This window comes from Corynebacterium sp. L4757, assembly GCF_043673995.1.
Classification (GTDB): Bacteria; Actinomycetota; Actinomycetes; order Mycobacteriales; family Mycobacteriaceae; genus Corynebacterium.
On the sequence record NZ_JBIMEN010000002.1, the window covers coordinates 308,268 to 331,210 of the forward strand.

Annotated in this window: 22 protein-coding genes; 20 read left to right on the forward strand and 2 right to left on the reverse strand. The window is 54.1% G+C overall.

Annotated elements, in window-relative coordinates; genetic code table 11:
* The first annotated feature begins 52 nt into the window (after nt 1-52).
* The 6 genes from ACG98I_RS03900 to ACG98I_RS03925 all read left to right on the forward strand — a co-directional run bounded on the left by ACG98I_RS03900 (nt 53) and on the right by ACG98I_RS03925 (nt 5,050).
* Nucleotides 53-868, forward strand: a complete 816-nt coding sequence (locus tag ACG98I_RS03900; RefSeq protein ID WP_394718546.1) for a biotin--[acetyl-CoA-carboxylase] ligase — start codon at nt 53-55, stop codon at nt 866-868.
* 14 nt (nt 869-882) lie between these two features.
* A complete protein-coding gene (locus tag ACG98I_RS03905) occupies nt 883-1,365 on the forward strand; it encodes a hypothetical protein (RefSeq protein ID WP_394718547.1) in 483 nt (160 codons plus the stop codon).
* Between the two features lie 59 nt (nt 1,366-1,424).
* Nucleotides 1,425-2,657, forward strand: coding sequence for a 5-(carboxyamino)imidazole ribonucleotide synthase (locus tag ACG98I_RS03910; protein WP_394718548.1), 1,233 nt, complete (start codon nt 1,425-1,427; stop codon nt 2,655-2,657).
* A gap of 42 nt (nt 2,658-2,699) precedes the next feature.
* On the forward strand, nt 2,700-3,203 hold the full coding sequence (gene purE, locus ACG98I_RS03915; protein WP_394718549.1) for a 5-(carboxyamino)imidazole ribonucleotide mutase: 504 nt from the start codon (nt 2,700-2,702) through the stop codon (nt 3,201-3,203).
* 17 nt (nt 3,204-3,220) lie between these two features.
* The gene (locus ACG98I_RS03920; RefSeq protein WP_394718551.1) at nt 3,221-3,712 is read left to right on the forward strand and encodes a YdcF family protein; all 492 of its coding nucleotides are present in this window, start codon (nt 3,221-3,223) and stop codon (nt 3,710-3,712) included.
* A gap of 330 nt (nt 3,713-4,042) precedes the next feature.
* On the forward strand, nt 4,043-5,050 hold the full coding sequence (locus ACG98I_RS03925; RefSeq protein ID WP_394718834.1) for a bile acid:sodium symporter family protein: 1,008 nt from the start codon (nt 4,043-4,045) through the stop codon (nt 5,048-5,050).
* Nucleotides 5,051-5,186: 136 nt separating this feature from the next.
* Here the strand turns inward: ACG98I_RS03925 and ACG98I_RS03930 are convergent, their stop codons facing one another.
* Nucleotides 5,187-6,299, reverse strand: coding sequence for an RNase H family protein (locus tag ACG98I_RS03930; protein WP_394718553.1), 1,113 nt, complete (start codon nt 6,297-6,299; stop codon nt 5,187-5,189).
* A 68-nt stretch (nt 6,300-6,367) separates the two neighbouring features.
* Nucleotides 6,368-7,072, reverse strand: a complete 705-nt coding sequence (locus ACG98I_RS03935) for a GntR family transcriptional regulator (RefSeq protein ID WP_394718554.1) — start codon at nt 7,070-7,072, stop codon at nt 6,368-6,370.
* 604 nt (nt 7,073-7,676) lie between these two features.
* On the opposite strand from ACG98I_RS03935, the gene pcaH reads away from it, so the two are divergent.
* From pcaH to ACG98I_RS04005, 14 genes are all read left to right on the forward strand, one after another.
* Nucleotides 7,677-8,372, forward strand: a complete 696-nt coding sequence (pcaH, locus tag ACG98I_RS03940; RefSeq protein ID WP_394718556.1) for a protocatechuate 3,4-dioxygenase subunit beta — start codon at nt 7,677-7,679, stop codon at nt 8,370-8,372.
* 62 nt (nt 8,373-8,434) lie between these two features.
* A complete protein-coding gene (gene pcaG / locus ACG98I_RS03945) occupies nt 8,435-9,100 on the forward strand; it encodes a protocatechuate 3,4-dioxygenase subunit alpha (RefSeq protein ID WP_394718558.1) in 666 nt (221 codons plus the stop codon).
* Nucleotides 9,101-9,136: 36 nt separating this feature from the next.
* A complete protein-coding gene (locus tag ACG98I_RS03950) occupies nt 9,137-10,321 on the forward strand; it encodes a lyase family protein (RefSeq protein WP_394718559.1) in 1,185 nt (394 codons plus the stop codon).
* A gap of 46 nt (nt 10,322-10,367) precedes the next feature.
* Nucleotides 10,368-10,781: a 4-carboxymuconolactone decarboxylase gene (gene pcaC / locus ACG98I_RS03955; protein ID WP_394718560.1), complete on the forward strand. Its 414-nt coding sequence runs from the start codon at nt 10,368-10,370 to the stop codon at nt 10,779-10,781.
* Nucleotides 10,782-10,787: 6 nt separating this feature from the next.
* Nucleotides 10,788-12,665, forward strand: coding sequence for a TIM barrel protein (locus tag ACG98I_RS03960; RefSeq protein WP_394718561.1), 1,878 nt, complete (start codon nt 10,788-10,790; stop codon nt 12,663-12,665).
* A 132-nt stretch (nt 12,666-12,797) separates the two neighbouring features.
* Nucleotides 12,798-13,667, forward strand: a complete 870-nt coding sequence (locus tag ACG98I_RS03965) for a shikimate dehydrogenase (protein WP_394718563.1) — start codon at nt 12,798-12,800, stop codon at nt 13,665-13,667.
* 59 nt (nt 13,668-13,726) lie between these two features.
* Complete coding sequence (locus ACG98I_RS03970; RefSeq protein WP_394718565.1) at nt 13,727-14,515, forward strand: IclR family transcriptional regulator; 789 nt, start codon at nt 13,727-13,729, stop codon at nt 14,513-14,515.
* A 252-nt stretch (nt 14,516-14,767) separates the two neighbouring features.
* On the forward strand, nt 14,768-16,111 hold the full coding sequence (locus ACG98I_RS03975; RefSeq protein ID WP_394718567.1) for an MFS transporter: 1,344 nt from the start codon (nt 14,768-14,770) through the stop codon (nt 16,109-16,111).
* A gap of 9 nt (nt 16,112-16,120) precedes the next feature.
* Complete coding sequence (locus ACG98I_RS03980; protein ID WP_394718569.1) at nt 16,121-17,239, forward strand: Gfo/Idh/MocA family protein; 1,119 nt, start codon at nt 16,121-16,123, stop codon at nt 17,237-17,239.
* Nucleotides 17,240-17,266: 27 nt separating this feature from the next.
* Nucleotides 17,267-18,064 (forward strand): sugar phosphate isomerase/epimerase family protein, encoded by a 798-nt coding sequence (locus tag ACG98I_RS03985; protein WP_394718571.1) that lies wholly within the window; start codon nt 17,267-17,269, stop codon nt 18,062-18,064.
* A 28-nt stretch (nt 18,065-18,092) separates the two neighbouring features.
* Nucleotides 18,093-19,868, forward strand: coding sequence for an FAD-dependent oxidoreductase (locus tag ACG98I_RS03990; protein WP_394718572.1), 1,776 nt, complete (start codon nt 18,093-18,095; stop codon nt 19,866-19,868).
* Nucleotides 19,869-20,014: 146 nt separating this feature from the next.
* Nucleotides 20,015-20,623, forward strand: a complete 609-nt coding sequence (locus ACG98I_RS03995) for a TRAP transporter small permease (protein ID WP_394718574.1) — start codon at nt 20,015-20,017, stop codon at nt 20,621-20,623.
* Nucleotides 20,623-21,900, forward strand: a complete 1,278-nt coding sequence (locus ACG98I_RS04000) for a TRAP transporter large permease (protein ID WP_394718576.1) — start codon at nt 20,623-20,625, stop codon at nt 21,898-21,900. Before ACG98I_RS03995 ends, ACG98I_RS04000 begins: the two co-directional genes overlap by 1 nt.
* Nucleotides 21,901-21,912: 12 nt before the next feature.
* Complete coding sequence (locus tag ACG98I_RS04005) at nt 21,913-22,941, forward strand: sialic acid TRAP transporter substrate-binding protein SiaP (RefSeq protein WP_394718578.1); 1,029 nt, start codon at nt 21,913-21,915, stop codon at nt 22,939-22,941.
* The last annotated feature ends 2 nt before the right edge of the window (nt 22,942-22,943 follow it).

A 22,943-nucleotide genomic window follows, 5' to 3' on the forward strand; every position in this document is an offset into this window, starting at 1 on the left:
CTGGGATTATAATCAAATACGTCCCGAATGTTCCCCGCGTATGATTTAGCCCATGAGTAATTCCAGCGCCGCGCATGGCACAGATGACCGTAAAGAACTGGATCTGGCTCGAATTAGAGCAGAACTGGTGGATAGCGGCCTGTACGCAAAAGTAGACCACACTGCGCAAACCGGTTCCACGAACGCGGATTTGATGAAAGCCGATTATGTTGTTGATAAGCAGGCGCTCTTAGCGGATGAGCAGCTTGCGGCCAAGGGCCGGCTTGGTAGGTCCTGGTCAGCACCAGCCAAAGCACAGGTTATTATGTCTGTTGCTTTGCTGCCGATGTCCCTCGAGCACCTGGGTACGCTGCCATTGGCTGCAGGCCTCGCCGTGACTGATGTGGTGGATAAAGCATCCCTGAAGTGGCCTAATGATGTGCAGATTGATGGACAGAAACTGTGTGGAATTTTGGCTGAAGCTGGTCCGATCTCTACTCACTTTGGAAACCTTGCCGAAGGCGAGCCAGTTGCACGCGTGGTCTTGGGAATGGGGATCAATGTCTCCTTAACTAAGGAAGAACGACCAGTCGAAACCGCAACGTCTTTGTTGATTGAAGGCCTAGATACCGACCGCACAGAACTGACCATTGGTCTGATGAAAGCATTGAATAATCGCCTTGAGCAGTGGAAGAACCAGGACCCCACCATGATGAAGGACTACCGCCAGGTTTGTTCCACCATCGGTATGGACGTTCGTCTGGAAGCCCCAGGTGGAGACATTTACGGCGTTGTTGAAGGTGTTGCTGATGACGGGCGAATCAACGTGGGTGGTGAGTATTACTCCGCTGGCGACGTCATCCATCTTCGTCCCGCCAAGGCTAACTAGTAGGATTGGAACCCATGAGCATTCAAAAGATGGGACAAGGTGAGGTCAAACATGTTGACGTCACCTCACCTTTTCGTGCTCATTTATTCCCAATCTTAGAGCTCGTCCTCATCACTGGTGTTTTGTGGATTCTCATCGGTTGGCTTGATGTGCAAGTCAACCAAGGCGCGATTGACTTGGCGCTGCGCAATGGCGTGGTGTTGTTGTGGTCATGTCTTGCTCTGTGGCGATTTGTTTTGCCTGTCTTTCGGCAACGCCGCAAGCGTTTCATCGTGACCAACCGGCGAGTGATCGCGCGTGCTCCGACGATGAAAGGCCAGACGGATTCGATTCCCCTGGGCGATATCGTTGGTGTTCGTCGCCGACGCGGTGGAATCTCGCTTGCTATTCGGGGCTATGAGCGTGCCATCCATTTCCCTGACGTGCCCAAAACCAAGCGGATTGAAAAGATTTTGAACCAGCAAATTGCTGAACTTCGATCTCCCATCTGGCGTTAAGAGTAAGGCAGGGTTAGCCAAGTAAGGCTGCAGGCGTCAGTGGCGCTAGTATTGAACGCGTGAGTGAACAAGCAGGAACCCCAGAAGGAAACCCTCAAGCACATGTTGCCGGCATGCCGCTTATCGCTGTGATCGGTGATGGTCAGCTAGCACGCATGATGCAGACCGCTGCCATTGAATTAGGTCAATCATTGCGACTTCTAGCAGGCGCACGGGATGCATCGGCAGCTCAAGTGTGTGCTGATGTCGTGCTCGGTGACTACACAAAGTACGAGGATTTGCTGAAAGCCGTGCAAGGTTCCACTGCTGTCACCTTTGATCATGAGCATGTTCCAAATGAGCATCTCACTGCATTGATTGATGCAGGATATAACGTGCAACCGCAGCCTTCTGCTCTGATTAATGCCCAGGACAAGCTCATTATGCGTGAGCGCCTTTCGGAGCTGGGGGCACCACTGCCACGCTTTGCACCTATTGAGTCCGCGCAAGATGCCTTTGAATTCTGGTCCCTCACCGGTGGTCAGGTGTGCTTGAAGGCGCGCCGGGGTGGCTATGACGGTAAGGGTGTCTGGTTCTCCGCGGATGAATCCCAGCTGACCGCATTGGTCTCTGATCTGATTCGCCGCGGCGTTCCATTGATGGCCGAAGAAAAAGTTGCGTTGACTCGTGAGCTTTCGGTTCTGGTGGCGCGTACGCCATCGGGTGAGGTGGCAGCGTGGCCATTGACTGAGTCTGTACAGCGCAATGGCGTGTGCGCGGAGGCTGTCGCGCCTGCACCGAATGTGAATCCAGAGCTGAAGGCGCGAGCGGAAGAGCTTGGTGAAAAGATTGCCACTGAGCTGGGCGTCACTGGCGTTCTAGCGGTTGAGCTTTTCGCATTCACCAATGACCAGGGTGAAGAAGACATTGCGGTTAATGAGTTGGCAATGCGTCCACATAACACCGGTCACTGGACGCAGGACGGCTCTGTGACTTCGCAATTTGAACAGCACCTTCGCGCAGTTATGGATGAGCCTTTGGGCGATACTTCCACGCTGGCTCCGGTTACCGTGATGGCTAATGTTCTGGGCGCTGATGAGGATCCGACTATGCCAATGGCGCAGCGTGTTACCGAAGTATCGCGCCGATTCCCACGTGCCAAGGTTCATCTTTACGGCAAGGGGCACCGTCCGGGCCGTAAGATTGGGCACGTGAACCTGACCGGCGACGACGTTGATGCAACTCGCCGAGATGCCCGCCTGGCGGCGGATTTCTTGGTCAACGCCACGTGGTCGGATACTCAGACGTCATAGATTTATAGCGATACCGCCACCGATACTTTTCAAGGGGAGAATATGACTGCACCGCTCGTTGGGCTCATCATGGGTTCAGATTCAGATTGGCCAACTGTTGAGCCAGCCGCCGAGATTCTGGCTGAATTCGGGATTCCTTTTGAGGTAGGTGTGGTCTCAGCTCACCGCACTCCGGAAAAGATGCTGAACTACGCAAAGCAGGCGCATTCTCGGGGCATTAAAACCATCATTGCTTGTGCGGGCGGTGCCGCGCATTTGCCGGGTATGGTTGCTGCGGCAACGCCACTACCGGTTATCGGTATCCCACGTGCATTGAAGGACCTAGACGGTTTGGACTCTCTGCTGTCTATCGTGCAGATGCCTAGCGGTGTGCCGGTTGCAACGGTATCCATCGGTGGTGCGAAGAATGCCGGTCTATTGGCTGCACGCATTTTGGGCGCTGGGCACCCTGAACTGGTTGAGCGCATGGCCGCATACCAGGAAAATATGGCGAAGGAAGTTGAGCAAAAAGACGCCAATCTCCGTGCTCAGCTTATGGGTGAGTAAACCCAAAGCATCAATTTATGAAGCGCCAGCACAGTAAGTCGGACGCGAGCAATGCGCCGATCGTGGTATTAGGTTCCCGGGTGACCGATGGTCAGCCTGGGGCCTTGTTGGTGTCGCGTTTGAAGAAGGCCTTGCAGATTGCTCAGCGCTATCCACAAGTACAGGTCATCGTTTCAGGGGATGGGGAAGCGCCTGTGATGGCGCGCTATCTCCTCCAGCATGGATTAGACCCGCAGCGTGTTGTGGAAGAACATGAGGCCACCAGCACCAATGAGAATTTGGAACGAAGTCATGCATTGGCACCCGATGCGGAATTCTATCACGTGGTGACTAATGATTTCCATGCTATCCGCACCAAGCTGTGGGCATGGCACTTGAAGATCCCCATCACTGTGCACCCAGCGCTGACTCCGCGCAGTCATCGTCTCCGAAATTACTCCCGGGAAATCCTGGCCACTCCGCATTCCGCAACGCGGATTATTTGGCGCAAGATTCGAGCTAAATTCTAGGTTTTGCTAATTTTCTTCTCACGCTGATTAGCAAAGATTTGACCCCAGATTAGTGTGCTAGTTCATACCGAAACTTGGTTATCAGGTTTCGAGGGCTAATATTTCTATCAAGCCACACGCCGATAGCTGCATCACCATTGCACACTATCGCTGCACAACGCCTCCACCCAGAAGGCAGAAACCACACAATCGTGGTTTTGGTGAAAGACAATATTTGATTCTCTTGCATTGCTGCGCCCGCATGATTCCGCGCGCTTTCAGCACTGCAAGAATACGGATTTTCTGGGAGGAATTATTGTGTCTGACAAGGACGAGCTCTTAAATGCATCCATGACCAAGAAAGAGCGTGCGCGTGAGGACCGGTCTGCCACCATCGCCGTGACTGCCTTTCCTGCGTTCATCCTGGTGGGAACTGCGCTTGCATGGATTTTCCCCGCTCCGTTTGTGCCCATGGGGCAGTACATCACTCAATTCCTCATGATCATCATGTTCGGCATGGGTTTGACGCTGACTATTCCTGATTTCAAGGAAATTGCTAAGCGTCCCTTGCCCATTCTTATTGGTGTGATCGCGCAATTTGTCATCATGCCTTTGTGCGCCATCATGGTAGCCAAGGTGCTTGGGCTCAATCCGATGTTGGCGGTCGGTCTGCTCATGCTAGGTTCCGTCCCGGGTGGTACATCATCGAATGTGATTACCTACTTGGCACGAGGCGATGTTGCTCTGTCTGTTGCGATGACGTCTGTATCGACGTTGCTTTCGCCCATTGCCACTCCAATGCTCATGCTGGTTCTTGCTGGCGCTGAGACTGAAGTCGATGGTGCTGGAATGGCGTTGACTTTGGTTCAGACCGTCTTGGTCCCAGTCGTTGGCGGTCTGGTTCTTCGCTACCTCTTGGACAAGTGGATTGGCTACATTGCACCAGTCCTGCCATGGATTTCTATCTTGGGCATCGGCGGCGTTGTATTCCCAACCGTGGCCAATAATGCGGACTTGCTCATCGAAATGGGCGCAATCGTCTTCGTCGCGGTCTTGCTGCACAATATCTTGGGCTATGCCTTGGGCTACTTCACTGGAAAGGCACTGAAGATGCCTGAGTCCTATAACCGCACCATGGCGGTGGAGATTGGTACCCAGTCGGCCGGACTGGCCTCCGGCATGTCGGCAAAATTCTTCGCCCCAGAAGCAGCATTGCCTGGTGCGTGTGCTGCTGTGCTTCACAACATCACCGGTGCCATCTTCTCAGCTGTTGCTCGTCGTTTCCCTACCGAGCAGCTAGAAGTTCAGAACATTAATGAGGCTGCTGCCGAACGTGAGGATGTTAAAGCACGCTCTTAAGCGGTAGTACCTTCGCTCATAAATTAACGCGCGGTTCGAATAACTGTGCCGAGGCAGGTCCCATGCACGTGGGGCCTGCCTTTTTCCAATCTAAACTACGAATAACAGCAGCTATTCGCCGAAGCACTGAGGCAAGCTAGGCAGAACCATCGGCAGCCGGCATAGTGGCTTTCTTGAGGGCTTTATTGATGCCTTGCTTGAGCGTTGGCCGCGCCTGGTTGAGCGGGTGGGCGATGGCACGCAGCCCCATGTAAGCGATTTGATCGGCGGCCTGATTCAGTGGGTCACCGGCATGGCCAAGCACGCGTTGAATTTTCACCTCGCATTGACCGCTGAGGTCTTTCCAGGCTTGGTCAAAGCGACTGCGGGAGCCCGGGCTTAACCCCCGCCAGGCTCGACCGCGGGGGTTGCGGCGGCGATTGCGGTTGTTATTTTGCCGTCGTGAACGAGGCTTTTCACCGGATAAAATGTAGTCCACGGCCTCCAATGCTGCGACTGAGTCTGACTCAATGACGGCCTTGGTTGCACCAACTTTATGCAGGTACTTCAATGCCAAAGTGAGGGATTCGAGTTCGAGCTCATCGGTGGAAGCCTTGGTCTTTTTGGTTCGCAGCTGGAAGTCGCCATTATTGGCGACAAAACACATGGAGCCTTTATACACCGTGTCAGATGAAGCATCGGTGGCAATGCGCACGAGTTCATCGGCATCAGGGTGACCCGCGGTAGTAGAAAATTGTGGCCACCAATGAGCCGGGGTGGTGGGCACTGGCTGTGACTTGATGATTTCAGGTGCTTCGCCAGTCTTTTTAGCTTCACGCAGTGCGGCGTGGTCATCTTTCTTACGCTGGGATGAAGCCCGCTTACCGGCCCGGTTCTTTTCAGAAAAGCTGCCGGTGACCACGTATCCGCGCTTTTCTAGCGCCAAACGCAACACGGTCTGGCGGCGGCCAGTAACAATCCACGCTTTGCCGTGCAGATTCTTCAACGCAGCATCTAATTCCTGCAGTGTTCTTTCCACAACATCATCATTGATGGTGCGCCCGCGACGCACGAAGCGCGCACGCTTAGAATCTACTGCAATAACCCAGCCATCAATCTTGCCAGCCTTGCCGGATTTCCATGGCTGATCCCACAGCGCAATGGCTACATGGATGGGGCGTTGAACCATGTCTTCGGTGACTTGGCGCGTTTTATAAGTGCGCGATTGCGTACCAAGCAGCGCTTCTAAGTCAAGACGAGATTCGGGCATACCCACTAGTAAACCGCATATACCTCACCTTAGCACATCGTGCTCGGTGTTTTAGAGAAATTGATGGGCTAAGCAACTGGTGGAACCTGCGGATCCTCAGGCGCAACAGCGTGAGGCGCTCCAGCCGGATACTGGCGGGTGTGCTCGGCGGTGCGGAGTACTGAAATGATGCGGTAGAGGTTCATCATCATATTGCTACGCAGCATTTCTGCTGCTTCATAGCGTTTATCCCGTGCCAGTAGCTGAGCAACTTTTACGTTCTCTTGAACATTCTCGGCATGCAGCTCTGGGTAGAGGGGAAGCACCTGCAAGAAGGTTAGGCGCATGCGGGCGAGGAGATTGCTCATCTCCTTATCCATGGTGGGGGAGCCAACGCCATTAACTAGCGCGCGATGAAAGTTCTGGTTGCAGGTTGAAAGAGCTTCCATATCGCTGTCATTAAGAGCTTGGACTGCTAGATTGGTTTGTTCCACCAAATAGTCAACGTCGAGAAACTCGCCCCATAGTGCAGCTGCAGGTTCAATATTGGCGCGAGCGCGGTATAAATCCACAATGTAGTCAATATCTGGACTTGCGATGAAGACGCCACGGTTGGGGATTTTGACCAAGAGCTGTTCAGCCGCAAGGGTCACGAATGCTTCACGCAGCGTGTTTCGTGAAACCTTGTAATGTGAAGCAACCGCAACTTCATTGAGCTTGTCTCCAGGCAAGTATCGGGCGCCAGCAATGGCTGCCCGGAGGTCTTCGGCTATGGAACTAGCAAGCATAGCCATGAGCTTAGTCTATATAAGAATTGTTATGCAGTTTCGTTGTCAAAGCAATAATCAGAAAGTTTTACACATCGATGATGGATATCAAGCTAGTAGGGTATTTGGGCTGGTATCGGATGGGCCATTATTGAGCTTCGTAACAGCAGTCGATCGTATTGCTTGACCATGTATTTCCGCAGACTGGATCAGGCTTGATTTTAATGTGCCAATTGCGGGTTTCTGCCTGAGGGAATACGTATCTATTCGTGATTCTCGTGATAATTAAGTGCGGGTGGTGGGGCTTGGAAGTTTACGCATAAAAATGGTGGATTATCCGCTTTGTTCAAAGATGTGCGTTGGGGGAGGACTCTTACCCTGTGGACTTATGGGGATCCAAATTTTCGGCCACCTACCCCTACTGGGACACCCTTTCCATTCAATGGAAGGCGATTGTGGCAGGTGGGGAGGGGTTTGATCGGGATTCAAAGTTCGCATTTCGCACAAGGGGGGTGAAGGGCGAACGGAGGACTAATGTGATGTTTATCGAGCTCACTCATAAAGTGATGCCGCTTACCCGACCGGCATGGCATATGGTGAGGCATGGAGCATTTCATAGGAGGACTAAGCGATGTCAGAACTATTGACCAATGTTGGCACGGGTGACGTGTGGGCACCACGCGCATTTCCTGAGTACCGCACCACCATCAAACGCAACCCAGGCAATGACCTCATTATGGTGAATGAGCGCCTGGGCGAAATCACCGGACCGGTCTTCGGCGAACAGGACCTCGGCGGTATCGATAATGATATGACCATCGTGGATGGCGGCGAGGCCATCTGCCAGCGCATCTTGGTGCACGGCAAGGTCTTGGGCTGGGACAATAAGCCAGTACCAAATACCCTCATTGAGGTATGGCAGGCCAATGCGGCAGGCCGCTACCGTCACAAGAATGACTCCTGGCCAGCACCCTTGGATCCACACTTCAATGGCGTGGCGCGCTGCTTGACTGATAAGGACGGCAATTACAGCTTCTACACCATCAAGCCGGGCGCATACCCTTGGGGCAACCACCACAATGCTTGGCGCCCAGCGCACATTCACTTCTCTCTCTACGGTCGCCAATTTGGCGAGCGTCTGGTGACCCAGATGTACTTCCCGGATGACCCAATGTTCTTCCAAGACCCAATCTTTAACTCCGTGCCCAAGGGTGAGCGCGAGCGCATGATTTCTGTCTTCGACTATGACGAAACCCGTGAGAACTGGTCTTTGGGTTATAAGTTCGACATCGTCCTGCGCGGCAAGAATTCCACCCCTTTCGAATAAATCACTTCTTCGATATTCGCAGCATAGATACTGAGATAAAAAGAAACGCTAAGGAGTAAACAATGCGTATTGATAAAGCTTCGGATGGGGAATTTCGCTATGGCGAGCTTGCCCATGGTGACCAGGATGAGACCGAATTTGGCATCATGCCTTCACAGACCGTCGGACCGTACGTCCACATTGGTCTGATTCGTGAAGGCTCAGAAATCATGGCCGAGGGCGATAATGCCGTGGAAATCACCGTGACCACCATCGATGGTGATGGCGCGCCGATTGCGGACTCCATGATTGAGTTCTGGCAAGCGGATGAGAATGGCGTATTCAATTCTGATATTGATCCGCGCCGTGAGCAGCCAGCCACCGTTGATGGATTCCGAGGTTTGGGCCGAGCTTTCGCGGATGAAACGGGTACGTCCAAGCTGATTACAGTTGTGCCAGGGGCGTTGCAGCCTATCGATGGCTTCGCGCCAGCAAAGGATGCTGAAGCACCACACATCAAGGTCGGCGTATTTGCGCGCGGCATGTTGGAGCGTTTGTACACCCGTCTGTATTTCCCAGAATTTGCTGAGGCCAATGCACAGGATCCAGTTCTGCAGCTGGTGGATGAAAATCGCCGTGCTCTTTTGGTCGCTGAGAAGACCGACAAGGGCTACCACTTTGAGATCATTGTTCAGCATCCGGAGAAGGATAAGGAAACCCCGTTCTTCGACATCACGGCGGGCAACTAGAACTTCTTCTCATCATCGGCATTAATGTAGGGGCTCATGACTTATTCCTATTCGCGCAGCACTTATTCTGATCTCGCAGGTGGAAACACCGCGGTACATGCACAGATTGGCGATCAAGAATTCCTCAATGCCATCGTGGAATTTGAGCGCGCTTTGGCCACCGCTGCACATTCCAGCGGCATTATTTCTGATGATGAGCACACCGCAGCCATCGCAGCTATTGATGGCTACGAGGTTGATGTGGAAGAAATCTCGCAGCTTTCTGCAGGGGGCGCCAATCCAGCTGTTCCAATTTCCAAGCAGCTGAAAAAGCGTGCCGGTGAGGTAGGAGCCAAGGGCATCCACACGGGTGCCACGAGCCAAGACGCTATTGATACGGCTTTGGTGCTCGTGCTCAAGCGCGGAACCAATGAACTGCTTGACCTTGCTGCGCACGTCATCAAGCGCCTCGCAGAATTTACCGAAACCTATGCTGATGCTCCCGTCATGGGCCGCACTTTGGGCCAAGCCGCGCAGCCAATGACATTCGGTTTAGTTGCCGCCAACTGGTTGGAAACCCTTGATGATGCCTGCATTGACCTTGAGCGCGCGTGTAATTCATTGCCAGTGCAATACGGTGGTGCGACCGGTACTTTATCGGCCACATACCCGTCTGGTCTGGAGATTCACAATAAACTCGCACGAGTATTAGAGCTGGAATCCGCACCCCGCATTTGGCACACCAACCGTATACCGCTAGTGCGCTTTGCCACCTCGGTGGCCATTGTGGCCGGTACTATCCGCAAGGTTGCTGGAGATATTATCTTCATGTCCGCATCTGAGGTGGGGGAGCTACAAGAAGCCACGCCGGGTGGGTCGTCCTCCATGCCGCACAAGGCTAACCCGGCTGCAGCCGTTGCTGCCGATGGCTACGCGCGCCGCGCCTCAGGCCTGGCCAACACAATGCTGGAGTCGCTGGATTCACGCCTGCAGCGTGGGGTGGGCAGCTGGCATGCAGAATGGGCCACTCTGCGTGAGCTACTCGCGGTTACTGCTTCAGCAACATCGCGCCTGTGGGCCAGCATTGATGGCATCAACGTCAATACTGCGGCCATGGAAAAGAACATGATTGATACTGGAACGGTTGGTCATGCAGCTGAGATCGTCACCGACATTATTAACCGCGCTGAGATGACGCGACGTCCTCACCGTGATGAGGCGTGCCCGAACTGCGCCACCTAGAAATACTTCAAGCTTTATCAAGATTTAAGAAAAGGAAAGCATCATTATGACTACGCAGAATCCAGGACCTGATTACACAAACGGACGCCAAGCAGCCCACGAGGTGGGTATGGCTAATCGCCGCGCTGTTTTAGGTGATGCTCACGTTGATGCTTCCGTGGAAAAGATGACCCCTGTGACGGAAAAGTTCCAGGATTTCATCACCCGTACCGCATGGGGCGATATTTGGCAGCGTGAAGGCTTGGACCATACCGAGCGTCGCCTGTTGACCATCGCCATTTTGACTGCAGTGGGCAATCACGGTGAGCTGGATATGCACTTGCGCGCAGCGCTTCGCGCCGGGGTAGATTCTGAAACCCTCGGTGAGGTGCTCCTTCATACCGCTATCTATGCGGGTGTTCCTAATTCCAACCATGGATTTGCCCTGTTGAATGCGGCGGTTCAAGAGCTCGAGGGCTAATTCCTGATGCGTACTTCTATTGCGACCGTGTGTTTATCTGGCACGCTCGCCGAAAAGCTGCGCGCCGCAGCTGATGCCGGATTTGATGGCGTAGAAATCTTCGAGCAAGACTTGGTGGTCTCACCGCATTCGCCGGAGCAAATCCGTGACCGCGCGCAAGAACTTGGGCTCAGCCTCGACCTCTACCAACCTTTCCGTGACCTGCTCAGCGTTGAAGAAGACGTTTTCCAAGACAATCTTCGCCGCCTGGAAGCAAAGTTCCAGTTGATGCAGCGTTTAGGCATGAATCAGATTCTGGTGTGCTCCAACGTTGCAACCGCGACGGTGGATGATGATGAGGTGCGCGTGGACCAGCTGCGCCGCGCTGGGGAACTGGCCGCGCGTTATGGCTGCTTTATCTCCTATGAGGCTTTGGCCTGGGGAAAGTATGTCAACACCTATCAGCATGCTTATGACATCGTGGTAAAAGTGGATCACCCCAATGTTGGTACCTGCCTCGACTCCTTCCACATTCTTTCCCGGGGTGATGATCCGACGGGGATTGCGTCGATGGACGCGGAAAAGATTTTCTTTTTGCAGCTTGCCGATGCCCCCTCCATGGACATGGGTATCTTGCCGTGGTCGCGCCACCACCGTGTATTCCCCGGCGAAGGTGACTTCGATCTGGGCTACTTCATGGAACAGGTTGCCAAGTCGGGCTATCAGGGACCGGTGTCTTTGGAAATCTTCAACGATGATTTCCGTGAGGCCGAGGTGGGACGCACCGCCATTGATGGTCTGCGCTCTTTGACCTGGTTGGCGGATAAGACCGCCGCCAAGGTCCCCAATGCGCCTTTGGAATTGCCGCAGCTTGCGCAGCCTCAAACTCCGCGCGGTTTCGACTTCGTGGAAGTACGCACCGGGCGTTTGGGTGAGGTCACCAAGGCATTACACCAATTGGGTTTCCGCCTAGGTGGCTATCACCAGTCCAAGCCGGACTTTCAGGCTTGGGTACAAGGTAATGTTCGGATCATCGTCGAAGATGAAGGCCCCACTGGTGGCGCGACCACGCTGACTGGCTTAGGCGTCATTGTAGATGATGCCAGCGCTGCAGCAGAACGTGCTATTGCGCTCAAAGCACAACCGGTACCGCGCGTGACTGGCGTGGGGGAAGAAGACCTGCACCCAGTCTTTACCCCGGATGGTTCGGAGCTGTATTTCTGTGGCACCGGCACAAATAGCACTGGCGGAGCTGGTCGCGGTGGCACCTGGACTCCAGAGTTCGGCTTCGAGTGTGATGAAATCATCGGTGCGAATGACAAGAATGCACTAATTAATTCGGTGCACCATATTGCGCTGGCGCAACCGCAATCAACCGCTGCTGAAACTCGTCTGTTCTACTCATCCGTGCTGGGTCTGGAACCAACCACACCAGAGTTCGTGCCTTCTCCAGCAGGATTGGTGCATAAGCAAGCCATCGAAGGTGACAATGTTCGCCTGACCGTATCAGCCGCACCGGAGGGGTCTGAACAAGGTGGCTTCTTCGCGGAGCACTACCCAGAGCACATCACCTTTGGGACATCCGATGTCTTCGCCGTTGCCCAACGCGCGGTAACTCGCGGGCTGAAGATGCTGCCAATTCCAGAGAATTACTACGACGATCTTGCTGCCCGTTTCGGTCTGGAACCATCTCTCATCGCGCAGATGAAAGAGTTCAACATCTGCTATGACCGCAGCGCGGATGGTGAGCTCCTGCACTTCTACACTGCGCCTTTAGGAAGCACCTTCTTCGAAGTCGCTGAGGTACGCGGAAATTACTCTGGTTTCGGATGGGCCGATGAACCTATCCGCCTCGCCGCCCAGTACCGCGCTTTGCGCGATGATGTCCGCGGCATCCCGCACTAATCCCGAGGACCTCGCTTACCGCAAAACATTTCCTAGCTAACGCTTTCCAAGCAAACACTGACTCAGCTAGCGCCACGTACTGTGCGCTGGCTGATTAACCCTGACTGTTTCTACCAAGGATTGAGAACACACATGACTGATAAGACTTTGCTGCTCGGACTCATCGGACACGGCATCGCACAATCACGCACCCCAGCTATGCACGAGGCAGAAGGTCTAGCGCACGGCATCCCGACGGTTTATCGCGTCATTGATACCGGTGCAGAACCAGCGAAGTCCATGGAGCTCAAAGAGATTCTGAATGCTGCGCGCGCACTGGGATTTAATGGCTTGAACATTACCCACCCGCACAAGCAAGAAGTGCTGGAGTACCTAGATGAAGTTGATGAGCGTGCTCGCAAGATTGGCGCGGTCAACACCGTTGCTATCCGCGAAGGTAAGTTCTATGGCTATAACACCGACGTCACCGGCTTCGGCCGCGGGCTGGAGCAGGGCCTGCCTGATTCGAAGCTGGACTACGTGGTTCAAGTTGGCGCAGGCGGCGCGGGCAACGCAGTGGCACATTCGTTAATTGCTGGCGGCGTTAAAAACCTCTACGTAGCTGACTTGGACCCTGAGCGCGCGCAGCAGCTGGCAGAAAACATCACCGCAACATCGTCCGAAGCCGCTGGCTCTTTCACCGTCACCGGCATCGCAACCGCGGATGTTGAAGAATACATCTCCAAGGCTGATGGGGTAGTCAATGCCACCCCAGTCGGCATGGAACAGCTGCCTGGCACCGCCTTCGATACCTCTATTTTGAAGCCGACCCAGTGGGTCAGCGATGTCATCTACCTTCCACTGGAAACCCAATTATTGCGCGAAGCCAAAGAAATCGGCTGCGCTGTCCTTGATGGCTCGGGCATGGCTGTTGGTCAAGCACTCGACGCATTCACACACTTCACTGGCCTTGAAGCAGACGCTGAGCGTCTGCGCGAAACTTTCGTGTCCTTCGGTAATTAAGCTTCTGCCCGCGCTGACTTTGCTCCCTGAACGGCGAAAGTGTTGAGTATAGTGAGCATATGGCGAATTCAAAGTCCGGGGAAACCGTCCTAGAACGGTGTGTTCGGGTGCTGGAATCTTTTGATGCCACCCACTTTGCCTTGACGGTCAGTGAGATTTCGCGCCGGGCCAACCTTCCTATGTCCACGGCGCACCGAATGGTGGCGGAGCTCGTTGATGTCGGGCTTCTGGACCCATCCGAGGATAAGAAATTTGTGATGGGCCACCGGGCATGGGAGATGTTTGCACGCTCTAACCCGGTGGAAGAGTTGCGCTTTCGTGCACGCCCAGTGCTGGAGGGAATCCACTCGGCAGTGCAGCAATTTACGTCACTGGCCGTGCCGCAATTTGATGATGATGAAGTGCTTTTTATTGAGCGCTACACCGGCTTTGGGAACGCAAAAATTCGTGCTACCCAAGGCGGGCGCATGGACCTTTTTGATAATTCCAATGGGATTGTCTTTTTGGCCCATGCGCCTTTTGAGGTTTTAGAGCGAGTCTTTTCCAAACCCCTCGTGTCCAAAACTGATGGTGAAACCTATGACATCGATATTGTGCAGGAACAGATCGAATTCGCCCGACGCATGGGCTACGCAAGAATCACCAATGGCATGGTCCGCGAAAATGTTGCCTATGCAGTGCCGCTGATGGGCGCTAATGGCCAAGTTGTCGCGGCGTTATCGGTGGTGGGCAGGGCCGATGAGTGCGATGACGACGTTATTCTGACGGTTCTGGCGGCTTCCGGAAACCAGCTTTCGCATGGTGAGAATCCGTTGATGCTGCCGCGAATTCCACGTCGCGGACGCTAAGAATTACGGGCGCGAGCCCCTTAAAAACACGCTTGTTCGTGATAAGAACGGCTGTCCCTCAGGCAGATCAAGCATTTACCCCTAGCTACCCCCACAGCAAATGTGTCATTCGGTGAGCTGGGGGTTTTCTATTTTTTCAGTGCGATATCCGAACTAAATCGAAACTCTTCCATTCAATGGAAACTGAGTTGGTTTGTGTTGTGGCTCTCACTAAATTACAGCTATCGATCCAAATCACGTTTGATAGGGAGAATGATCGTGACGAAACAACTCGTTGACGCGAAAGCAGCTTCACACGTTGAAGAACCTGCTCACGCAGGAAAGCAGAACCCACGTAAGGCGGCTCTGGCTTCATTTCTCGGCTCCACTCTGGAGTACTACGACTACGTTCTCTACGGCACTGCCTCTGCGCTAGTCTTTAGTCGATTGTTCTTTGATTCAAACAATCCAACCTTGGCCACCATTGGTGCACTGATGACCTTCGGTGTTGCCTATATCGCGCGTCCGCTGGGTGGTCTGGTGATGGCTCACATCGGTGACCGCATTGGCCGTAAGGCCGCGCTGATGATCACGCTGGTTGTCATGGGCGTGTCGTCAATCTCGATTGGTTTGCTGCCAACCTATGAGCAGATTGGCATCACCGCGACCATCCTGCTGTTGGTCTGCCGTATCGCTCAGGGCTTCTCCGCTGGTGCTGAGGCAGCTGGCGCATCCACAATGACGATGGAGCACTCGCCAGAAGGCAAGCGCGGATTCTTCACCTCTTCAGTCATGCTGGGCTGTTCCGCAGGTAATGTCCTGGCCGCTTTGGTCATGGTTCCAATCATGATGATGCCTGAGGACGCCATGATGTCATGGGGCTGGCGCATCCCATTCTTGCTTTCCGCAGTGGTCCTGGGTGTTGCTTACTTTGTGCGTACCCACCTGGAAGAAACCCCAGTCTTTGAAGCTTCCGAAGAAGATAAGCAAGAGCAGAAGGCGCCAGCAATTGAGGTGCTCAAGAAGCAGCCAATGGATGTTATCCGCGTCTTCTTCATCACCTTCTACTCCGTGGTTCAGTCCACCTTCATGGTCTATGCACTGTCATACGCAACTGAGCACACCAACATCGAGCGCTCCACCATGTTGATCGTGAATGCTGTGGCCATGACGGTTTCCATGGTCACCATCCCACTGGCAGCCATGCTGGGCGACCGAATCGGCCGCAAACCAACCCTGATCATCGGTGCTATCGGCTGTATTATCACCACTTACTTCTACTTCGATGCTTTGACCAATGAGAACATCGTCCTCGTATTTGCTCTCTGCATCCTGAACCAGGGCTTCTTCTACTCCTGCTGGAATGGTGTCTGGTGCGTCTTCTTCCCAGAGATGTTCGCGCAAGAATACCGTTACACCGGCATGGCAATGGGCAACCAGCTCGGCCTGGTCCTCACCGGTTTTGCACCAGCTATTAATGCAGCTATCTACGTCACCTTCGGTTGGCAGGGCGTTGTCACCTTCGTGTCCGGCTGCATCCTGATCGCGTGCGGATTCATCCTGTCTACCCGTGAGACCGCATTCACTAAGCTCGAAGACCTCGGCGCTAAGAAGTAGTGAATCATCATGGCTGAATCCACATCGTCACCTTCGATCATTCGTGTCGGAATTATCGGCTGCGGCGTAATTGCCAAGAACCACCTCGTGGCCTTTACTCAAAACCCGCATTCGGAAGTCGTTGGCGTCTGTGACATCGATATCCAGCGCGCACAAGCATTCGCGGATGAGTGGGATATTCCTCATGCTTATTCCGATATTGCTGAGCTGCTCGCCTCAGGAATTGATGCAGTAACGGTGTGCACCCCACACCCAACACATAAGCAACTGGTGATTCAGTCCGCACAGGCTGGCGTGCATGTCTTGTGTGAAAAGCCTTTGTCCACGGACTATTGCGCAACCCAACGCATGATTGATGCGTGTGATGAAGCGGGAGTACTGCTGAGCGGCATGTTCCAGCGCCGCTGGTGGCCAGCCGCACAGCAGATGAAGCAATCCACCGCCACTAATCCGGCCATCATGGGCCACGTCCATGTCGCGTTGCACCGTGAGCATTCCTACTACACCAAGGACGCTTGGCGTGGCAGCTGGAGTGCTGATGGTGGGGGAGTACTCATGAACCAGGCCATACATTATATTGACCTGCTCTTATGGTTTATGGGCGATGTCGTGGAAGTGTCCGGCCGGGTTAACTCTTTCAAGCATGCTGAAAATATTGAGGTTGAAGACTCTGTTGTCGCGACGGTGACTTTTGCATCAGGCGCGATGGCCACGTTGAACCTCACCACCTCATCCACTCCGGCATTTGGTGCCACTGTTCACATTACTCAGGCGGACGGTTCATCCATGTCACTGTTGGAATTCCCAGAAGGCACCGAAGGTCGCCTGGTTAACCACGGTCATGGCGCAGCTATTGAATCCACACCACTTTTTCCTTCTGACCTTGAGCCCAATGTCGATCTACGCACCATCAATGATCAGCACATTCCATTTCATATCCAGCAGGTAGCCAACTTTGTGGACGCCGTGCGCGGTGAAGAAGAGCTCATCGTCGATGGCCCAGAATCCACCAAGGCCCTGCGCACCTTACTGGCGATTTATGAATCCCACCGCACCGGCCAGCCAGTGCACCTGGGCAGTGAGCCAGCACCGACGCACGTAACCGTGCCAGAAAATATCGGCCCTTAAGAGAAAACATCAGAAAGCTACTGTGACATGAGTACCCGTGAATTAGGAATCGCGCCCCTTTCGGCGTTGAATACCTCGCCAGATGAATTCATTTATCTGGCGCATGAGGTTGGATTCGACTTTGTCGGTCTGCGGGTTATCCCGGTAACACCCAATGAGCCGCACTATGACCTCTCTTTAGGTTCTGACCTGCATAAGAAGGTTCACAAGGCGCTTGCAGACACGGGGTTGAAGGTCAAGGATGCAGAGTTCATCTTGCTTGATGGCTCCAACAAGCGTGATGTGTGGATGACCGCCATGGAACGCGCAGCCTCTTTCAGCGCCGCCACGCTTACTGTCGCGGTAGGGGATAGCGATAGACAACGGACCATCGACACCGTGGCAGCCATGGTTGAAGCCGGCAAAGACTTCGGTATTACCCCTGCTATTGAGCCAATTTCTTATCAGGCGGTCAATGACATTGCTAGTGCCGTCGATATTGCTGTAAACGGTAGTTTCTTTTTACCGGACACGCTGCATATGCACCGGTTTGGAGCGTCCCCGCAGCTGCTTGCCGATGCCTCCTCGCATGTCACCATGATGCAGATTTGCGGGGTGGAGCCATCCCGGCCCGAAGACCGTGAAGGCCTGGTGCATGAATCCCGTGCACACCGATTGGCCCCTGATGAAGGTGCCAGCGACGTTGCCGGCTATATCCGTGCGCTACCGCCGGATATTCCCATCAGCGTTGAAGCACCCAATGACATCTTTGTTCAAGAACGCGGCACCAAGGCGTGGCTGGAGCACCTACACAAGGCCGGCCGCAAGCTCAGCGCCGCACCATAGAAATTTTTCTCAAGGAGCCCTACATCCCATGAATAATCCCAAACACAGTCATCTACCGACTGAAACATTTGACGTCATCATCGTTGGTTCTGGTGCCGGTGGACTGTCGGCTGCTGTAACCGCTGCCTATCACGGCCAATCCGTATGCGTTGTTGAAAAATCAGACGTGCTCGGCGGCGCGACGTCGTGGTCCGGTGGTTGGGCGTGGACACCTGGTACGTACTACGCCAATCAAGATGGCGTCAATGAATCTAAGGAAGACTTCCATACCTATCTCGCCCAGGTTCTAGGGGACCGCTATGAGGTAGAAAAAGACAATATTGATGCTTTCTTGGAGGCCGCACCACACATGGTGGAATTCTTTGCCAAGAAAACTTCTTTGCAATTTACTCCTGGCGCCAAGATTAAAGATATCTACGGCAATCTGGAGAAGGCCGGTACCGGTCACCGCTCAGTGGGTCCGAAACCTTTCAACCTGAAGGAAGTAAAGCCCTCTCTGCGTAAGAAACTGCGTCACCAGCTTTATGAGACCTCTTTCTTTGGCATGGGAATCATGGCTGGACCGGACCTGACTAAGTTCTTGTCTGCATCCCAGCTCGACCCACGCGGCTGGATCCACGCAGCGCGCCGCGTCATCACACACATCTTTGATTTGTTGCTGCACGGTCGCACCATGCACTTAGTCAATGGCACAGCGCTCACCGCACGCCTGGCTAAGTCCGCCGATGATCTTGGCGTAGAGCTTCGCACCAATTCCACCGCGCTGGAGATCATCAAGGACGGTGACCGCGTCAGCGGGGTAGTGGTCCAAGGCTCTCAGGGCAGCTACGTGCTTCATGCACGCAAGGGTGTGGTGCTGGCAACTGGCGGATTCCCTCAGAACACCGAACTTCGCCGTGAGCTTTTCCCGAAGACCCCAACCGGGCAGGAACATCATTCCTTGGCACCAGAGACCACCACTGGTGATGGCCTAAAGATGGCTCAAGCCGTTGGTGCGCACTTCGTTACCGATAACCGTTCGGCAGCAGCATGGTGCCCGGTCTCGCTGGTTCCTTACTTCAACGGCAAGACCGGAGTTTTCCCACACATCATGGACCGCGCGAAACCTGGTTCCATCGGCGTGATGAGAAACGGTAAACGTTTCGTCAATGAAGCCAATGGTTACTATGACTACGTTGACGGCATGATTAATGCCACCAGTGACGGTGATCCCGTTAACTCGTGGCAGATTGCGGACGCGAGCTTTGTGCGTAAATACCCACTAGGTATGGCCAAGCCGTTTCCGATGCCACTCTTTCCCTACATTGCTTCGGGGTACCTCAAAAAGGGCAACACCATCGAAGAATTGGCGCAGAAATGTGGGATTGATCCTCAAGGATTGAAGGCCACGGTTGAAGAATTCAATCGCAATGCCCGTGAGGGTAAAGACCCTGAATTTGGACGTGGAGAATCAGAGTTCAACCGTTACGGCGGAGACCCAAAAGTCGGGCCTAACCCATCGCTGGGCGCACTCGAAAAAGGGCCTTTCTACGCCGTAAAGGTCTACCCGGGCAGCTTCGGTACCTTCGCTGGTATTGCAGCTGATGGCCGGGGCCAAGTCCTCAATGAACAAGGCGAGGCAATTGAAGGCCTGTATACCGCAGGCAATGACCGCAATTCCATCATGGGCGGATTCTACCCAGCCGGTGGCGTCAACCTCGGCCCGGCATTGGGCTTTGGTTACATCATTGGCCGCGAACTAGCCGGTGTTACTGACTATGAAGTCACCGACTACGCAGCCACTGGGGCGAAATCAACTCTTTAAAAGAATCTTTTTCTCATTTGTCTTAGGGATTTTCTCCGTCACTGACTTAAGGTTATAACCAATACATGTACCTGGTAGTGAGTGCGTGAGATGAGGTCACCTGGGGTGACAAGTCCTAGACACAGTAGAAGATAAGGACCACTGACATGACTGATATGCCAGCGACACCACAATGGATGGGAGCCCCCGGGCGTCCTAAAATACTAATTTGGTTATCCAAATTAGAAGAAGTACTCGGAGCATTACTCGTACTTCTCATCTTTGTCCTGCTCACTATTCAAGTTTTTCAACGCTATCTACCCGTTGCCACGCAGCCGTGGATCGGTGAAGTTTCCCGCTATGCACTGATGGCGCTCGGGTTCATTTTGGTCGGCTCGCTCATGGGCCAAGGCCGTCATTTGAGCATTGAAGCCATCATGAATGTTGGCCAGCCAAAATTTAAGCGCACCGTGGTGGTTATTTCTTCCATCATCAGCGCTGTTATCTGCGCTGTGCTTGCGCAGGATTCCTGGGCGCTGATCTCTTCAGATACCGGCCAGACCCTGCAAATTACCGGAATCCCAATGTGGATTTTGTACGTCATTCCTTTCGTGGCTTTCGTCTCTGCCACCATTCAGGCGCTTGTAAATATCGTGTGGGCGCCATTTGAAAACATCGAGACCATTGAAGATGAGGCACTGCGTGCTTCCCAAGACATCACCGGTGAGGGCGTTGGCGCGCCGACCAGTGACAAGGAAAAGGAGGCGCGTTCATAATGACTGTCGCAATCATGCTCATTGCCATCGGTATTTTGATGGCCATCCGCGTGCCCGTCGCGCTTTCTATTCTGGGCCCCAGCCTTGTGTACATGCTGGCCACCGGCAATAGCCCTGGCTTTGCCATGCGCATTGCTGCCGATGGCGTAGCCAGCTTCCCGCTGCTTGCCGTCCCACTTTTTATTCTGTTGGGCACTCTGGCGAATTACGCCGGCGTAGCAGATCGCCTCTTCGAATTCGCAGAATCCTTGCTGCACCGCATCAAAGGCAACCTGGGCTACGTCAACGTGTTCGCATCTATCGGCTTTGCCTGGATGTCAGGTTCAGCGCTTGCCGATGCCGCCGCCATGGGCAAGACCTTAGTCCCAGCCATGGAGCGTTCTGGATTCAAGCGTTCATTCGCAACCGGTCTGACCGCGTCATCCTCGCTGATTTCCCCGGTCATGCCGCCATCGATTCCAGCGGTTATTTACGCATCAGTTGCCGCAGTATCCACCGGCGCGCTCTTTGCCGCATCGGTTCTGCCGGCGCTGCTTCTGGCTGCATCCCTGCTAGTAGTGGTGTGGCTCTACATTGCTCGCCACAAGGATGAACTAACCGGCCCATCGGAGAAGCCACGCCCCATCGGTGAAGCAACCCTCCGCGTGCTCGGTGCGATGCTGACTCCCGTCATCATCCTCGGCGGCATCTTGGGTGGCTTCTTCACCCCGACTGAGGCAGCCGCACTGGGTGCGCTGTACATCATGATCTTGGGCTTCATCTACCGCACGCTGACCATCCCGATGCTGTGGAAGGCCCTGCGCGAAACCGCTGTGACCACCGCGTCTATCATGCTGATTATTGCTGCTGCAACCATTCTGGGCTGGATTCTGGCCCGTGAAGAAGTCCCACAGACGCTCTCTGCCATGATGACCGGGAACCTGAATTCTTCCGTCGCCTTCCTGCTGGTTACCGCAGTACTGCTAATAGTGCTTGGCGCATTCATCGACGCCACAGCGCTGCTGCTCATTACCGTCCCAATTCTTTTGCCAGTGGCAACCGAATTCGGCGTGGACCCAATCCACTTCGGTGTGGTCACCATCCTGGCACTGATGATGGGGTTGTTGACCCCGCCAGTCGGCACAGTGCTCTTCGTGATGAGTTCGGTGCTACGCATGCCAGCCGGCGAAGTATTCAAGGGCGTTCTACCGTTCCTCATTCCGATCTCAGTGGTTCTTGTACTGCTGATTTTCTTCCCCGGAATTGTCACTATTGTCCCCGGTCTGGTCGGGATGTAAGGAGAATTCACCATGACTCAGAAAACACCTTCCGCGAAAAGCTGGGGCGCTATGGCTACTGGCGCCGTACTGGTGGTCGGCGCACTCATTGGCACCAATGTCTTGCACCAGCAAGCAGTGCGCGGCTCCGAGCAGCTGACCTTTGCCAATAGCTATAACCTCAATCACCACCACAATGCCTGTGGTACCGCACTGGTCCAACAGCAGCTGGTTGCCAGTGACTCCGAATTGCAACTCACCGTCTTCCCATCCAGCCAGCTCGGCGGCGACGCTGAGCGCGTCGCCTCCCTGCTTGATGGTGACATTGATATTGACCTGCAGGGGTCCTCCGCGTTGGCGTCCGTCTATGAGCCCATCGGCGTGATGGACATGGCCTATGTATTCGATGATCCAGACCATCTTTTTGAGTGGTTCGATTCTGAGGCTTCCCAGCCGGTCAAAGATGACTTCGAAGAAAGAACCGGCGCGAAGATTCTCGGCGTCTGGTATTTAGGCGATAGAACCTTCTCCGCCAATGCACCCGTGCGCACCCCAGAAGACCTAGAGGGCCTGCGCCTGCGCTACCCGGAAACCCCTGCCCACTTGGCATCGGCAGCCGCCGTGGGCGCTGAACCGGTCGCCGTGGCTTTCGAGGAAGTCTACCTCTCGCTGCAACAAGGACTGGTTGATGGTCAAGAAAATCCTATTTCATTGACCGCCGAAAACTCTCTTGATGAGGTGCTGGATTACGTCAGTCTCTCGCGCCACGCAGTTGGTTCACAGCTGATCGTCGTTTCCGGCGATACCTGGGAAGGATTGAGCGAGCAGGAACAAGATGACCTGCAGAGTGCAATCTCTGGCGTGCGCGATCAAAACCGTCAGTGCGCTGATGAAGATGAGCAGGCCACGATCACCCGTTGGGAAGATCAAGGCTCCCCAGTCATCGTTGAAGACGTTGACCGCGAAGCCTTTATGGAACGTGCTCATGCCTACTGGGAGGAGAACCTCAACCCAGGACAGCTTGAGGTCTACCACTCCATTCGCTCAGTCGCTGGAGAGTAAAC

Bases quoted from the DNA above. Each gene is read 5' to 3' on its own strand.
- ACG98I_RS03900 (WP_394718546.1), top strand. From the start codon at position 53: ATGAGTAATTCCAGCGCCGCGCATGGCACAGATGACCGTAAAGAACTG.
- ACG98I_RS03905 (WP_394718547.1), top strand. From the start codon at position 883: ATGAGCATTCAAAAGATGGGACAAGGTGAGGTCAAACATGTTGACGTC.
- purE (WP_394718549.1), top strand. From the start codon at position 2,700: ATGACTGCACCGCTCGTTGGGCTCATCATGGGTTCAGATTCAGATTGG.
- ACG98I_RS03920 (WP_394718551.1), top strand. From the start codon at position 3,221: ATGAAGCGCCAGCACAGTAAGTCGGACGCGAGCAATGCGCCGATCGTG.
- ACG98I_RS03925 (WP_394718834.1), top strand. From the start codon at position 4,043: ATGACCAAGAAAGAGCGTGCGCGTGAGGACCGGTCTGCCACCATCGCC.
- ACG98I_RS03930 (WP_394718553.1), bottom strand. From the start codon at position 6,299: ATGCCCGAATCTCGTCTTGACTTAGAAGCGCTGCTTGGTACGCAATCG.
- ACG98I_RS03935 (WP_394718554.1), bottom strand. From the start codon at position 7,072: ATGGCTATGCTTGCTAGTTCCATAGCCGAAGACCTCCGGGCAGCCATT.
- pcaH (WP_394718556.1), top strand. From the start codon at position 7,677: ATGTCAGAACTATTGACCAATGTTGGCACGGGTGACGTGTGGGCACCA.
- pcaG (WP_394718558.1), top strand. From the start codon at position 8,435: ATGCGTATTGATAAAGCTTCGGATGGGGAATTTCGCTATGGCGAGCTT.
- ACG98I_RS03950 (WP_394718559.1), top strand. From the start codon at position 9,137: ATGACTTATTCCTATTCGCGCAGCACTTATTCTGATCTCGCAGGTGGA.
- pcaC (WP_394718560.1), top strand. From the start codon at position 10,368: ATGACTACGCAGAATCCAGGACCTGATTACACAAACGGACGCCAAGCA.
- ACG98I_RS03960 (WP_394718561.1), top strand. From the start codon at position 10,788: ATGCGTACTTCTATTGCGACCGTGTGTTTATCTGGCACGCTCGCCGAA.
- ACG98I_RS03965 (WP_394718563.1), top strand. From the start codon at position 12,798: ATGACTGATAAGACTTTGCTGCTCGGACTCATCGGACACGGCATCGCA.
- ACG98I_RS03970 (WP_394718565.1), top strand. From the start codon at position 13,727: ATGGCGAATTCAAAGTCCGGGGAAACCGTCCTAGAACGGTGTGTTCGG.
- ACG98I_RS03975 (WP_394718567.1), top strand. From the start codon at position 14,768: ATGATCGTGACGAAACAACTCGTTGACGCGAAAGCAGCTTCACACGTT.
- ACG98I_RS03980 (WP_394718569.1), top strand. From the start codon at position 16,121: ATGGCTGAATCCACATCGTCACCTTCGATCATTCGTGTCGGAATTATC.
- ACG98I_RS03985 (WP_394718571.1), top strand. From the start codon at position 17,267: ATGAGTACCCGTGAATTAGGAATCGCGCCCCTTTCGGCGTTGAATACC.
- ACG98I_RS03990 (WP_394718572.1), top strand. From the start codon at position 18,093: ATGAATAATCCCAAACACAGTCATCTACCGACTGAAACATTTGACGTC.
- ACG98I_RS03995 (WP_394718574.1), top strand. From the start codon at position 20,015: ATGACTGATATGCCAGCGACACCACAATGGATGGGAGCCCCCGGGCGT.
- ACG98I_RS04000 (WP_394718576.1), top strand. From the start codon at position 20,623: ATGACTGTCGCAATCATGCTCATTGCCATCGGTATTTTGATGGCCATC.
- ACG98I_RS04005 (WP_394718578.1), top strand. From the start codon at position 21,913: ATGACTCAGAAAACACCTTCCGCGAAAAGCTGGGGCGCTATGGCTACT.